The organism is Dietzia sp. PP-33 (assembly GCF_033790845.1).
GTDB lineage: Bacteria > Actinomycetota > Actinomycetes > Mycobacteriales > Mycobacteriaceae > Dietzia.
The window spans coordinates 220,737-234,061 of sequence record NZ_JAMYEI010000004.1; the positions used below are offsets into that span (position 1 = coordinate 220,737).

The 13,325-nt window shown below is 71.9% G+C and carries 11 protein-coding genes; 4 read left to right on the forward strand and 7 right to left on the reverse strand.

The window, feature by feature from the left end:
- Window positions 1–30 precede the first annotated feature (30 nt).
- From NJE57_RS09185 to NJE57_RS09195, 3 genes are all read right to left on the reverse strand, one after another.
- Entirely contained in the window at window positions 31–894 is an 864-nt protein-coding gene (locus tag NJE57_RS09185) for a crotonase/enoyl-CoA hydratase family protein (RefSeq protein WP_319028094.1), read from the reverse strand.
- A gap of 23 nt (window positions 895–917) precedes the next feature.
- Entirely contained in the window at window positions 918–1,124 is a 207-nt protein-coding gene (locus NJE57_RS09190) for a PspC domain-containing protein (protein ID WP_319028095.1), read from the reverse strand.
- Window positions 1,125–1,290: 166 nt separating this feature from the next.
- Entirely contained in the window at window positions 1,291–2,115 is an 825-nt protein-coding gene (locus NJE57_RS09195) for an SDR family oxidoreductase (protein WP_319028096.1), read from the reverse strand.
- A 67-nt stretch (window positions 2,116–2,182) separates the two neighbouring features.
- Between NJE57_RS09195 and NJE57_RS09200 the strand changes: the two genes are divergently transcribed.
- Window positions 2,183–6,034, forward strand: a complete 3,852-nt coding sequence (locus NJE57_RS09200; RefSeq protein ID WP_319028097.1) for a Pls/PosA family non-ribosomal peptide synthetase — start codon at window positions 2,183–2,185, stop codon at window positions 6,032–6,034.
- A 98-nt stretch (window positions 6,035–6,132) separates the two neighbouring features.
- On the opposite strand, the gene NJE57_RS09205 is transcribed toward NJE57_RS09200, so the two are convergent.
- Window positions 6,133–6,501 (reverse strand): transcriptional regulator, encoded by a 369-nt coding sequence (locus NJE57_RS09205; RefSeq protein WP_319028098.1) that lies wholly within the window; start codon window positions 6,499–6,501, stop codon window positions 6,133–6,135.
- Window positions 6,498–6,977 carry a hypothetical protein gene (locus NJE57_RS09210; RefSeq protein ID WP_319028099.1) on the reverse strand — a complete coding sequence of 160 codons (480 nt, stop codon included), beginning with the start codon at window positions 6,975–6,977 and terminating at the stop codon, window positions 6,498–6,500. Before NJE57_RS09210 ends, NJE57_RS09205 begins: the two co-directional genes overlap by 4 nt.
- A 166-nt stretch (window positions 6,978–7,143) precedes the next feature.
- On the opposite strand from NJE57_RS09210, the gene NJE57_RS09215 reads away from it, so the two are divergent.
- Genes NJE57_RS09215 through NJE57_RS09225 form a run of 3 tightly spaced genes read left to right on the forward strand, consistent with a single transcriptional unit; the run spans window position 7,144 to window position 11,835 of the window.
- A complete protein-coding gene (locus NJE57_RS09215) occupies window positions 7,144–8,532 on the forward strand; it encodes a M1 family metallopeptidase (protein WP_319028251.1) in 1,389 nt (462 codons plus the stop codon).
- Entirely contained in the window at window positions 8,510–9,835 is a 1,326-nt protein-coding gene (locus NJE57_RS09220; RefSeq protein WP_319028100.1) for a polysaccharide biosynthesis protein, read from the forward strand. Before NJE57_RS09215 ends, NJE57_RS09220 begins: the two co-directional genes overlap by 23 nt.
- On the forward strand, window positions 9,832–11,835 hold the full coding sequence (locus NJE57_RS09225; protein WP_319028101.1) for an arabinofuranosyltransferase: 2,004 nt from the start codon (window positions 9,832–9,834) through the stop codon (window positions 11,833–11,835). Before NJE57_RS09220 ends, NJE57_RS09225 begins: the two co-directional genes overlap by 4 nt.
- A 34-nt stretch (window positions 11,836–11,869) precedes the next feature.
- Here the strand turns inward: NJE57_RS09225 and NJE57_RS09230 are convergent, their stop codons facing one another.
- Together NJE57_RS09230 and NJE57_RS09235 are read right to left on the reverse strand one after the other, a co-directional pair.
- Window positions 11,870–12,217 carry a hypothetical protein gene (locus NJE57_RS09230; RefSeq protein WP_319028102.1) on the reverse strand — a complete coding sequence of 116 codons (348 nt, stop codon included), beginning with the start codon at window positions 12,215–12,217 and terminating at the stop codon, window positions 11,870–11,872.
- A 196-nt stretch (window positions 12,218–12,413) separates the two neighbouring features.
- Window positions 12,414–13,310, reverse strand: coding sequence for a glycosyltransferase family 2 protein (locus NJE57_RS09235; RefSeq protein WP_319028103.1), 897 nt, complete (start codon window positions 13,308–13,310; stop codon window positions 12,414–12,416).
- Between the last annotated feature and the right edge of the window lie 15 nt (window positions 13,311–13,325).

The following is a 13,325-nucleotide window of genomic DNA, read 5'->3' on the forward strand; positions in this document are numbered from 1 at the left end:
CCCTGATGCGCAGGGCCCCCGTGCGGAGTGTCAGCGGCCGGTGAACCGGGCCTCGCGCTTCTCCATCGTCGCGGAGATGGCCTCCATCATGTCCGCGGAGGCGAGGAAGCCCGCATTCCACGTGGCCACGTAGCGGTTGTTCTCGTAGATCTGACCCTCGACGGCGCGGTTCAGCACCTCCCGGGTCCCCCGCACCACGAGCGGCGGGTTACCCGCGATCTCGGCGGCGGTGGCGTGGGCCGAGTCCAGCACGCCGGCGGCGTCGTCGGCCACGTGCGTGACCAGCCCGTAGCGCAGCGCCGTCGCGGCGTCGATGTCGCGCCCGGTGAGCGCCAGCTCGCGGGTCAGACCGGAGCCGATGATGTGGGGAAGCCGCGCGAGGGACCCCATGTCGGCGACGATGCCCACCTTGACCTCGCGGATCGAATAGGTGGAGTCGGCCGCGCCGTGGCGGACGTCGCAGGCCGAGATCAGATCCACGGCGCCGCCGATGCAGCGGCCCTGGACGGCGGCCACGGTGGGCGTGCGGGCCGCGGCCACGGCGTCGATGGCCTGCCGCATGGACTCCACGAAGTCCAGGATCCGCTCGTTCCTGGAGGCGTCCGGGGTCTTGTCCTGCGGCAGGAACTCCATGAACTGCGGCATCATCGCCATCAGATCCAGCCCGTAGGAGAAGTTGCGGCCCTCTCCGGCGATGACGGCCGCGCGGACCCCCGGATCGGCGTCGAGCTCGGCCATCACGCGAGGCATCTCCGCCCAGAAGTCGGGCCCCATGCCGTTGTGGGGGCCGGGCCCGATCAGCGTCACCTGGGCGACGTGCGGGTGCCGGAGCCCCTTCTCGATGCGGACGGAGGCGTACTCGCCGGGCGCGGCTGAGGTGTCATCGGTGCTCATGCGCTCAGCCTGCCAGAGGCGGGTCAGGCGCGGGCGTCGGGCATCACGAACCACATGATCACGTACAGCAGCACCTGCGGTCCCGGCAGCAGCATCGATGCCACGAACAGGATGCGGACCACCACCGGGTCCACGCCGAAGTAGTTGGCGATGCCGCCGCACACCCCACCGATCCAGCGGTCCTCGGATCGGGCCAGTCGCTTCGCCCCGGAGCCTGCGTAGTCGTTCATGACGTTCTCCTCGTCGTCGTCCTCCACAGAGGTGGGGGACCTTCTCCCCCGTGACCTCCAGTGTCCTCCCGCGAGCCCCCGGGCACATCGGGGAAAGCCCGGGGAGCCACCCTGATCTCGGGGTCACCGATCGGCCGCCCGGGACCGGGGGGTCGGAATGGGTGGTTCAGGTGTGGAACTCCCCGCAGTCCACCGTGAGGGTCTGACCGGTGACGGCCGAGGCGGCGGCGGAGAGCAGGAACATCACCGGGTCGACGATCTCGCGCTCGGAGGGCAGGCGACGCAGGTCCATCTTCTCGGCGGTGTGGGCGTAGACGTCCTCCACGGTCCCGCCGTACTTGGTGGCCAGGTGCTCGAAGTAGGACCTGAGGGTGTCGCCGTAGATGTACCCGGGCGCCACGGTGTTGACCCGGATCCCGCGCGGTCCCAGTTCGGTGGCCAGCGAGTGCCCCAGTGCCACGAGGGCGGTCTTGGCGATCTTGTAGCCGGCGTAGCGCTCACGGGAGTGGTGGATCACGGCCGAGGCCATCATGACCACGGAACTGCTCGCCGGCACGGCATCGGTCTGCTCCACATCCGCCGTGGCCGCGCACGCCTCGAGCAGCGGGGTGAACTCCTGGGTGGTGCGAAGCGCGCCGAGGACCGACAGGTCGATCCCCCGGGAGATCTGCTCGTGGTCGGTCTGTGCCAGCGGCTTCATGCTCGGCACCGCGAACGCGCCGTAGACCAGACCGTGGACGGCGTCGGTGTGCTGGGCGACGGTCTCGCGCAGCCCCCGAACCGACTCGGGGTCCGTGGCGTCCACCGTCGCGGCGTGGGCGGTGCCACCGGCGGCGCGGATCTCGTCGACCATCTCGTCGAGCCGCGAGGCCGTCCGGGCCGCGACCACGACGGTCGCCCCCTCCTCGGCCGCGCGCAGCGCGAGCGTGCGCCCGAAACCGGGGCCCGCTCCCACGATCACGATGGTCTTGCCCTTGAGAGAATCTGACATGGGTTAATAGAACCAGTTCCACCCACGCTGTGGGGAGGAGTTCACCCGACCGGGATAGCATCCGCACGTGCACACCATCCCTGAGCAGTATCTTCGCAGCTCACAGGCCCCTAGCCCCCGGACGCTGCTCGACGTCCTCCGCTCCGCGGTCCAGGGTCACCCGGACGCGCCGTGCCTCGACGACGGAACGCGTGTCCTGAGCTACGCCGAGGTCTGGGAGGAGATCCACACCTCCGCGCGCTGGATGCACAGCCAGGGGGTCGGGGCGGGAGACCGCGTGGGCATCCACATGCCCTCGGGCGGAGTCGAGCTCTACCTGGCGATCCTGTCGACCCTCGCCGCCGGCGCCGCGTACGTCCCCGTCGACGTCGACGACCCGGCCGAACGCGCCGAGCTGGTGTTCGGGCAGGCGCAGGTGGCCGCCGTGTACACCGCGCAGGGGATGCGGGTGACCGCCCCCGAGCGGCCGGTCGACCCCGCGCGCCACCGCGGACCCACCGTCGACGACGACTGCTGGATCATCTTCACCTCCGGCACCACCGGCCTGCCCAAGGGCGTCGCGGTGACCCACCGCAGTGCCGCCGCGTTCGTGGACGCCGAGTCGCGGATCTTCCTGACCGGCGCCCCGCTCGGCCCGGGCGACCGGGTGCTGGCCGGGCTCTCCGTGGCGTTCGACGCCTCCTGCGAGGAGATGTGGCTGGCCTGGGCGCACGGGGCGTGCCTGGTGCCCGCGCCCCGGTCGATCGTCAAATCCGGGCTCGACCTGGGCCCGTGGCTGCGCGACCGCCGGATCACGGTGATCAGCACCGTCCCGACCCTGGCCTCCATCTGGCCGGAGGAGATGCTCGCCGACGTCCGCCTGGTGATCCTCGGCGGCGAGGCCTGCCCGCCCGAGCTCGCCGCGAGACTCGCCGGTGACGGACGCGAGGTCTGGAACACCTACGGCCCCACCGAAGCCACCGTGGTCGCGTGCGCGGCGCGGCTCGACGGAGCGGGCGAGGTGTCGATCGGGCTTCCGCTGGACGGGTGGGACCTGGCGGTCGTGGACACCGGGGGCCGGCCCGTCGGGTACGGCGAGTCCGGCGAACTGGTGATCGGCGGCGTCGGGCTGGCCCGCTACCTCGACCCGGACAAGGACGCCCAGAAGTACGCACCCATGCCGACCCTGGGGTGGGCGCGCGCCTACCGGTCCGGCGACGTGGTGCGGCTCGAGGCCGACGGCCTGTATTTCTCCGGGCGCGTGGACGACCAGGTCAAGATCGGCGGGCGCAGACTCGAGCTGGGCGAGGTCGACACCGCCGTGTCCGCACTGCCGGGCGTGAGCGCGGGAGCCTCGGCGGTCAAGCGGACCGATGCCGGCCAGGCCGTTCTCGTGGCCTACCTGGTCGCCGACGACCCCGGAAACTTCGACCTCGCCGACGCCGCCGGGATCCTGCGCGACCGCCTGCCGGCGGGCGTGGTCCCCCGGCTGACCCTGGTCGAGGAGCTGCCCACCCGCACCTCCGGCAAGGTCGACCGAGCCGCCCTGCCCTGGCCCCTGGCCCAGACCTCCGCAGCCGAGACCGAACTCGACGGCACCGACGCGTGGGTGGCGGAGCTGTGGTCGGCCGCCCTCGGGGCCGACGTCTCCGGGGTGGACGAGGACTTCTTCGCCCTCGGCGGCGGCTCCCTCGCCGCCGCGCACGTGGTGGTGGCGGTCCGCGAACGCTTCCCCGCCGTCACGGTGGGAGACATCTACGACCGCCCGCGACTCGGCGACTTCGCCGCCTTCCTCGACGAGCTCGAACCCGAGGCCGCCGTGGAACCGCGGCACGTCAGGCCCGTCGGCCGCGGCGCGCAGGTGGTGCAGGTCCTGGCCACCCTCCCGCTGCTGACGGTCACCGGCCTGCAGTGGATGACCTGGCTGGGGATCGCCAACAACCTCGCCTCGTACGCCGGCGTCCCCTGGGCGCGCCCGGTCTCCTGGTGGGTTCTCGGCGTCCTGGCGGTGCTGTTCCTGCTGCCCGCGGGCCGCATGGTGGTGACGGGCCTCCTGTGCCGAGCCCTCATGGCCGGGGTCACGCCGGGTGCCTATCCGCGGGCCGGATCGGTCCACCTGCGACTCTGGGCGGCCGAGCGACTGCTCGAGGCATCCGGGGTGGCGAACCTCGAGGGCGCCGGCTGGCTCACCCCGTTCGCCCGGCTGCTCGGCGCGCGGATCGGCCACGGCGTGGACATGCACACCCTGCCCCCCGTCACCGGGCTGCTGACCGTCGGCGACGGCGCCTCGATCGAGCCCGAGGTGGACCTGGCCGGACACTGGGTCGACGGCGACGTGCTGCACATCGGGGCCGTGGAGATCGGCGAGAACGCGGTGGTGGGGGCCCGGTCCACGCTGCTGCCCGGCGCGGTGGTGGGCCGCGGCGCGCACGTGGAGATCGGGTCCGCCGTGGTGGGCGCGGTCAAGGCCGGGAAGCGGTACGCCGGCTCACCCGCCCTCAAACGCGGGAAGCGGGGCTCGAGCTGGCCGGCCGAGCCCGCGCCCCACAACCGCGTGTGGAGCCTGGTCTACCAGCTCTCCGCGGTGGCGCTCGGCGCGATGCCGCTGCTCGCCGTGGCCGCGGGTCTCGCGCTGGTGGCCTGGGGCGCGCGGGACGCCGCGACCGCGGGCGAGCTGGTCGTGCGGACCGCGCTGTGGTCCGTGCCCGGGACGCTGGTCGCACTCGTGCTGTTCGCCGCGCTCACCCTGGTGTCTGTCCGGGTGCTCTCGGTGGGCCTCGGGGAGGGGTTCCACCCCGTCCACTCGCGGACCGCGTGGCAGGCCTGGTGCAGCGAGCGCATCATGGACGCCTCCCGCAACTGGCTCTACCCGCTCTACGCCTCGATGCTCACCCCGGTGTGGCTGCGGGCGCTGGGCGCGAAGATCGGCAGGGACGTCGAGGCCTCCACCGTCCTGCTCATCCCCTCTCTCACCACCGTCCGGGACGGGGCGTTCCTCGCCGACGACACGATGGTGGCTCCGTACGAACTGGGGTCGGGCTGGATGCGGCTCGAGCAGGCGCAGATCGGAAAACGTGCGTTCCTGGGCAACTCGGGCATCGCCTCCGCCGGCCGCAAGGTCCCCGCGCGCGGGCTGGTGGCGGTGTTGTCCTCCGCGCCGCAGAAGGCCAAGAAGGGCACCTCGTGGCTCGGTTCGCCCCCGCAGAAGCTGCCCAGGACCGTGTCCGACGGCGACAGCGACGCCCGCACCTACCAACCACCCCGGCGCCTCAAGGTCGCCCGCGGGGCGTGGGAGAGCCTGCGGCTGGTCCCCGTGTGGCTCTCGTTCCTGCTGCTGGTCAGCGTCCTGGTGGTGATGCAGGAGATCCATCAGGAATGGGGCTTCCTCGTGGCCGCGCTGACCTCCGGAATCGCGCTGGCGTACGCGGGCCTGGTCGCCCTGTTCGTCTCCGTGCTGGCCAAGTGGCTGTTCGTGGGCAGGATCCGCGCCGGACAGCAGCCGCTGTGGTCGTCCTTCGTGTGGCGCAACGAGGTCGCGGACTCGTTCGTCGAACTCCTCGCCGCCCCCTGGCTGGCCCGGCCCGCCACCGGCACCCCGATCCTGTCCGTGATGCTGCGGCTGCTCGGGGCGCGCATCGGCCGCGGTGTCTGGTGCGAGTCCTACTGGCTGCCCGAGGCGGACCTGGTCTCGCTGGGCGACGGCGCCACCGTCAACCGCGGGTGCGTGGTGCAGACCCACCTGTTCCACGACCGGATCATGCAGATCGACCGAGTGACGATCGCCGACGGCGCCACGCTCGGGTGCCACTGCGTGACCCTGCCTGCGTCCTCCATCGGCGACGGTTCCACCGTGGGCCCGGCCTCGCTCGTCATGCGCGGCGACCGCATCCCCCCGGGCACCCGCTGGCAGGGCAACCCGATCGCACCCTGGCGCGGCTGAACCCCGCTGCCGCCCCGGGGGTGCGCTGCGTGTCGGGACCAGAGACGACTCACAACCCTGGGGATCGCGGGCAGACACGCATCGCAACCGGACGAGGATCAGCCGCCGGCGATCGCGCGCAGCGCGGCCAGATGCGAGTCGTAGGCCCGGCGCCCGTCGCGGCTGAGCGCGAGCCAGGTCCGGGGCCGCTTTCCGACGTATCCCTTGCGGACCTTGACGTAGCCGGCCTTCTCGAGCTGCGCGACCTGCTTGGACAGCGTCGAGTCGGTCACCTCGACCGCGTCACGGATCGTGGCGAAGTCCGCGTCGTCCACCCCTGCCAGCGCAGCGACGATCGAGAACCGCACCGGCGCGTGGATGACCTCGTCGAGCCGGTGCCGGGCGTGCCCCCCGGGCGCCGGGCCCCCGCCGCGGGCGGAGCCCCCCGCGGTCGCGGATGACGTCGTCGTCGCGTGTTCGTCACTCACCGCTCGTCCCCCCGCCGCACGGTCCCCCGCCGCACGGTCCCACGCCGGGCGATGCGCGCGGCGGCGACCAGTCCGGGCACCGCCACCAGCACCACGCCGAGGAGATACCACCAGGGGGTGAGGCCGATCGTGGTGCGGATGACGTGCAATCCGGTGACGACGACGAGGACCATCACTCCGGATCCCGCGACACCCCAGAGGTACGTCCGGCCCGATCCGCGGGGGCTCGCGCTGATCGCGCGCCGCTGCCAGAAGATCACCGCGAACAGCAACAGGACGTAGGGCACCATCGCCCAGTCGGAGAACATGACCGCGATGGTCCCGAGACCCATCACCACCGCGATGACCGCGGCGAACCAGGCGAACACGCGGGCGTCGCGGGTGGAGCTGACCGGCGGGCGGCCCTCGGCCTCGGCGAGCAGCCGGGCGGCCTCGGTGCGATCGACCGGGCCGGTGGTGGGGTTCTCGGTGGTCATGGCGACACCTTCCTCGTGGCGACCCCGGTGGGGTGTCCACCCGGGCGATACCCTGACCATAGGCAAGTACTTTCCTGATTTGCAAGTAGTTTCCCGAAATGCTCGGCCGGGGCGCGGCCCGGGGTCCCCCCGAGCCGGGTCCACTACACTCGCGCAGGTCATGGAATTGAAGGCAGTGAAGAAGGACCTCGTCGCCAAGATCGCGGCCCCGCGCACCCCGTCGGGCGCCGATCCGGTGGACCCCTACCTGCCCAGCGCCGGCAACCACGGCTACCGGGTCGCCCGGTACGAGCTCGATCTGACCTACAAGATGAGCTCCAACAACCTGCGCGGCGAAGCCGTCATCACCGCCACCGCCACCGAGCCGCTCGAGTCCGTCCAGCTCGACCTGTCCCCCCACCTCGACGTGGCCAAGGTCTCGCTCGACCGCGGCCGGGTCGCCAAGCACACCCGCCCCCGGGGCAAACTCTCCGTCACCCCGGCCGAGCCCATCCCCGTGGGGGCCGCGTTCACGCTCACCATCAGGTACTCGGGCAACCCGCGGCCCATCCGCGGCGCCTGGGGCGAGGTCGGGTGGGAAGAGCTCACCGACGGGGTCCTGGTGGCCAACCAACCCAACGGCGCCGCCAGCTGGTTCCCGTGCGACGACCACCCGTCCTCCAAGGCCCCGTTCCGGATCCGGCTCACCACGGACTCGCCCTACCGTGCCGTCGTCACCGGAATACTGGTGGGCAAGAAACGCAGTGGCAGCACCACCACGTGGGAGTTCGACCTCCCGCACCCCACCTCCACCTATCTCGTGACTATCAACCTGGGGCAGTACGAGCATCTGGAGGTCACCGACGGGGCCGTACCGTTCCACGCCTACCTGCCCGCGGACCTGAAGAAGGATTTCCGGGTGGCGTTCGCCCGCCAACTCGAGATGCTCGACGTCTTCACCGACCTGTTCGGCCCGTACCCGTTCGATGAGTACAAGGTGGTGGTGACCGACGACGAACTGGAGATCCCCCTGGAGGCGATGGGCATGTCCACGTTCGGTCGCAACACCGCCGAGGCGGGGACGGACGACGAACGCCTGATCGCCCATGAGCTCGCCCACCAGTGGTTCGGCAACGCCGTCACCGCCGCCGAGTGGAAGCACATCTGGCTCCACGAGGGGTTCGCCTGCTACGCCGAGTGGCTGTGGACCGAGTTCTCCGGCGGGGCGGACGCGGGCAGCCACGCGCTGCGCTACTACTCCAAGCTGCAGAACTCCGCGCAGGACCTCCTGCTGGCCGACCCCGGGCCCGAGGACATGTTCGACGATCGCGTGTACAAGCGCGGCGCCCTCACCCTGCACGCGCTACGCCTGACGATCGGTGACGACGAGTTCTTCGCACTGCTGCGGGAGTGGGTCGCCAGATACTCGGGCGGGACCGTGACCACCGACGACTTCCTGCACATGGCGGCCGACCACTCACCCGTCGACCTGCGTCCGCTGTGGAACGCGTGGCTGTTCTCCGAGCCGCTGCCGCCCACCCTCGGTATGCCCGATGACCACGCCGGCCACCACTGACCCCACGCCCACGACCGGCCGCCGCGCCGTGGGTGGGATGCGGGCGCTGACCCTGGCGACGGTGTTCGCCGCCGCCTCCGGATACCTGGTGATGCTGGTGGCCGGCCGTGCACTGGGCCCGGCGGACTACCCACTCTTCGCCACCTACTGGGGCGCGTTCTTCGCCCTCGGCGGCGTGGCCAACGGGCTCATGCAGGAGGCGACGCGGGCGGTCCGCTCCGCCCGCCACGCCGCGCCACTCGCTCCCGGGTCCGCTTCGGCGCCCGCGGCCGCGCCGACGTCGGGGGGACGGGTCAGACTCCTGCCCGCCGGGCTGCTGCTGGGTCTGGCACTGGCCGCCGCCGTGGCGATGAGCGCGCCCGCATGGCCCTCCCTGGGACTGCCCACCTTCTCCGGGGTGGGAGTGGCGATCATGGCGGTCGGGATCCTCGGCTTCAGCCTCCAGGCCGCCACTGCCGGAGCGCTCTCGGGCACCGAACGTTGGGGGCTGTACGCGATCCTGCTCACCGTGGACGCGGCGCTGCGGCTGGTGGTGGCCGGGGTCGCCTGGTGGCTCGGTGACGCCGGGCTCGGGTTCGCCCTGGCCACCGTCGCCGGCACGCTCACCTGGGCGCTGATGCTCGCGCTCTCCCCGGCGACCCGCGCGGCGCTGACCCGTGCACTGGATGTGGGGCGCCGACGCTTCTGGCGCAACACCGGGTCCGCGATGCTGGCCTCGGCGGGCACGGCGGCGCTCGTGGTGGGCTTTCCCGTCTTCGTCACCGCCACCGTGCGCGAGTCGGACCCGGCGCCCCTGGTCGGCGCGGTGATCCTGGCCATCACGCTCACCCGGGCCCCGCTGCTGGTGCCGTTGACCAGTTTCCAGAGCGCGATCATCGTGTACTTCGTCGAACGCCGTGGACGCGGTACCCGCGCCCTCGCGGCGCCCCTCGGGCTCGTCACCGCGGTCGGGATCGTGGGCGCCGCGGCCGCGTGGCTCGTGGGTCCGTGGCTCATCCGCGTGTTGTTCGGCGCCGAGTTCGAGCTCCCCGGGGTGGTCCTGGCAGCACTCACCGCGGCCTCCGTGGGCACCGCCGCGCTCATGGTGACGGGCAACGCCGCGCTCGCCTTCGACCGGCACCTGCTCTACAACGTCGGCTGGTGGATCGCGGTCCTGGCGGCCCTCATCCTCCTCGTCACTGTCCCCGGCCCACTCGACGTGCGGTCGGCCGTCGCGCTCCTCGCCGGACCCGGCATCGGGGTGGCGGTTCACGTCGCCGGCCTCGCGGTGATCGAGCGCCTCACCCCGGAGCCCGCCGCATGAGCGCGGCCCGCCTCCTCGCGCGGCGCGGCGCCGAGCTCCTGGCCGGGCTCGTCGTGGCGGTGCTCGTGGGATCGCTGACCCTCACCGCGGTCGATGCCCTGTCGTTGCCGGAACCCAGTTGGCTGCCCGAGGCCCTGGGCGCCACCGTCGCCGCCGGGTTCGTGGTGCTGACCGGCTGGTTGCTGCTGCGCCGGGGTCGACACGGGCGCGGCACCGGCGGGCGCGGACTCTGGCTCCTCGGCACCGCCGGACCCGCGTTCCTGGCCTCGTCCCATCTCGGCCTGATACTCGGCGGCACCCCGCACTACCTGTTCGGACTCGGTGGCGACCAGCTCAACCGGGTCGCCTACGTCACCCGCTTCGCCGACTCTCCCGCCCTGAACGACCCTTTCTACGCCGATGCCGCCCCCTTCTATCCGCCACAGTGGTTCTGGGTGGGCGGGCGACTGGCGGCTCTGGCGGGGGTCGAGGGCTGGGAGTTCTACAAGCCCTACGCGATCGTCACGATGGCCGCCGCGGGGGCGATCGCGTTCGTCGCCTGGCGCTGGCTGGTCCCGGCGCGACTGGCCGTGCTGTTCGGCCTGGTCACAGCGGTCGTCGGCGGGCACACCAACGCCTACGAACCCTACTCGTGGATCCTCATCTGCCTGCTCCCGCAGGTCGTGGTGGCGACCTTCCTGCTCTGCACCCGCGCCGCCGCACGATCGCGGGCCCCCGCCGCCGGCCGACCCACGTGGCCGCTTGTCGTGACGATCGGCGTGTACCTGGGTTGGGCCGCTCTGGGCTACACGCTCATCGCGGGTTTCGCGGCGCTGCTGGTGGCCCTCGTCGTCGTCATCCACTCCTGGCGGTTCCGCACCGACCGCACCGTGGTTGCGGCGCTGCTGATCCGCCTGGCGGCGACGGCCGGGATCTCGGCGTTGCTGGCGTTGGTGTTCTGGCACCGTTACCTGCTGGCGGTCCTCGGCGGCGCACGGGTCGAGGCGTCCGTGGCCAACGACTTCGCACCGGAGATCGGCTCGCGCTGGCCGCTGCCGATGCTCGAGGTGTCCGCCGCTGGCCTGCTGTGCCTGATCGGCGTGGTGTGGCTGGTGGTGACGGTGTGGCCCGCTGGTGCCGGCCGGATCGCCGATCGCGGCGCGGCGTCGCTCGGCGCCCGGATCGGGACCGACGTGGCCGTCGAAGGCCTCGACGACCGGGTCGCCAGCCCCGACCAGCGTTGGCCGCTGCCCACTCCCGAGCGCACGCTGGTCGTGGCGCGGGCGCTGGGGTTGATGGTCCTGACGGTGTTCGGTTGGTTCGCGCTCTCGGGCCTGCGGGCCCTGTCCGGCTCCACGCTGCTGCCGTTCCGGATGATCCCGGTGATCACTCTGGCCCTCGCCCTGGCCGGGGTGGTCGGCGCGCTCGCGCTGGCCCGGTGGGCGGTGACCACGTCCCCCATCGCCTCCCGTGGCCGGGTTGCGGCGGCGGCGGTCGTGGTGGCCGGGTTGGCGGCGATCCAGATGGTGCAACACGTCTCCGAAGAGGACTCGCACTTCGCCGCCGTGGCCCGCGAGACTCCGGCAGCCCCCGCGGACGTCCTGGGGGCGATCGACGAGATGACGCCCGGTCAGGAGCCGTCCGACCTGGTGGTCCTGACATCGGACCCCACCATCTACGCCTACCGCCCGTACTTCACCTTCCAGGCCCCCGCGCAGGCCTATGCCACCCCGGCCGGCCGCTATACCGAGCGGACCGACGAGATCCGCAGCTGGGCCGACGCCGCCACCCCTGGCGAGCTGGCGGACGCGCTGGCCTCCGGCCCCTTCCGCGGCCCGGACGTGATCGTGCTCGAGAGGGAGGGCTCGGGGCGCTGGGTGCTCCCGGTGGTGATCAACGAGATGCCGCTCGAGCACAACAACAGTCGCGAGGAGATCGTATTCCGCCCGCGCCTGTTTGCGGACCCGGAACTGTTCGACGTCCGCGAAGTGGGCTCGCGGGTCGTGATTGTGCGGCGCTGATCGGTTCGGGCGGGCCGCAGGATCGTCGGCGCCGTCAGGCGGGGCGCAGGGTCGTGGGCGCCGGGAACGGCACCACGATCTGACGGCCCACGTCCTCGACAGCGTCCGTCAGCGCCGTCGAGAGCACTATCCGGTCCTCGTAGAGGTGGGCGATCCGCACCAGGGTGTCCCGGCCGCCCTCTTCGAGCGCGAAACGGTCCATGAGGAAGCGGAGGCCGATCTCCTCCAACGCCTCCTCTGCCTCGTGCCAGGTGTCGACCGGGTCGCGCGCGCGGCCGAGGCGGTCGATCGGGACCAACTGTGGATCAGCGATCGTCATATCGACCCAGCCGATCACCTCGCCGCCCTCGCGGCGGTGCGGGATCCACGCGTCGGGAATCATGCGGGCCAGCCTATCCATGTGTTTCTCACTAGCGGTCACGCCCAGGGGCTGAGCGACGGCGAGGCGGCAGGGTGTCGTGAATCTGGTCGTGCCCACTGCGGCCCCGGGCCCGATCCGGCGCAGCAGGGACGACCAAACCGGCTTGGGCGCGGTGGCGGTGGCGGCGGGGGCGCGGTGGCGGGCGGTCCGCGGCCCGTCAGAACCTGCGGAACGTGTGACCGAGCAGTTTCTTGCCGCCCTCGCTGAGCTTGCCCGCCCTGGCCGCGGACGGCAGCAGCGACAGCGCGTTGAGCCGCGAGGTCACGTGGAAGCGCGCGGCGCGCTCGGCACTCTTCCAGCCCCGGGCGGCGAACGCGTCGGCCTCTCCGGCGAAGAAGCGGGCCTCCTCGTCGAACCGGCGGCCGTCGAGCGCGCGGACCGAGGAGTCGGACGCCGAGTGCCGGCGGTAGAGGAACGCCAGCGTCGGGTCGTAGATCATGTGGCCGCCGCCAGTGACCACGTCGACCAGCAGCGCGAGGTCCTGCACCACGTCCAGGCCCTCGCGGAACCCGATCCGCTTGACCCACTCGGAGTTCCACGCCAGCGACGGGAAGTAGGTCCAGTTGCCGTGCATGAGCGAGGTCATGAGCTTCTCGCCGTGCAGCACCGTGCGGCCCTGCGCCTTGGGCTGGGTGAACGACTTGACCGAGTCGGACAGCCCCCGGACGGGTGCGCCGTGCTCGTCGATCACGCTGACGCCCACCTCCATCACGGCGGCGTCGGGCACGGCCGCGAACCCGTCGGCCACGACCTGCAGGTAGTTGGGCAGCATGACGTCGTCGGCACCCATCACCACCACGATCGGAGCCGTCACCATCCCCAGGCATTTGCGGTAGTTGCCGTTGGCGCCGAGGTTGGTCTCGTTCTTCTCGTAGGTCACCCGCTCATCCCGCGCGGTGATCTCCCCCATGTAGCGGGCGGGCTCCGCATCCGGGTAGCCGTCGTCCACCACCACCAGCCGGAAATCGGTGTAGCTCTGCGCGAGGACGCTGTCCACGGCCTTCTTGAAGTGGTCGACGTCCCCGTAGTAGGGGAGCATCACATCGATGGCCATCAGGGAACCGCCGTC

Coding starts and splice junctions, on each gene's coding strand:
- NJE57_RS09230 (WP_319028102.1), bottom strand. CDS start 12,217: ATGATTCCCGACGCGTGGATCCCGCACCGCCGCGAGGGCGGCGAGGTG.
- NJE57_RS09225 (WP_319028101.1), top strand. CDS start 9,832: ATGAGCGCGGCCCGCCTCCTCGCGCGGCGCGGCGCCGAGCTCCTGGCC.
- NJE57_RS09185 (WP_319028094.1), bottom strand. CDS start 894: ATGAGCACCGATGACACCTCAGCCGCGCCCGGCGAGTACGCCTCCGTC.
- NJE57_RS09220 (WP_319028100.1), top strand. CDS start 8,510: ATGACCACGCCGGCCACCACTGACCCCACGCCCACGACCGGCCGCCGC.
- NJE57_RS09210 (WP_319028099.1), bottom strand. CDS start 6,977: ATGACCACCGAGAACCCCACCACCGGCCCGGTCGATCGCACCGAGGCC.
- NJE57_RS09195 (WP_319028096.1), bottom strand. CDS start 2,115: ATGTCAGATTCTCTCAAGGGCAAGACCATCGTGATCGTGGGAGCGGGC.
- NJE57_RS09190 (WP_319028095.1), bottom strand. CDS start 1,124: ATGAACGACTACGCAGGCTCCGGGGCGAAGCGACTGGCCCGATCCGAG.
- NJE57_RS09235 (WP_319028103.1), bottom strand. CDS start 13,310: ATGGCCATCGATGTGATGCTCCCCTACTACGGGGACGTCGACCACTTC.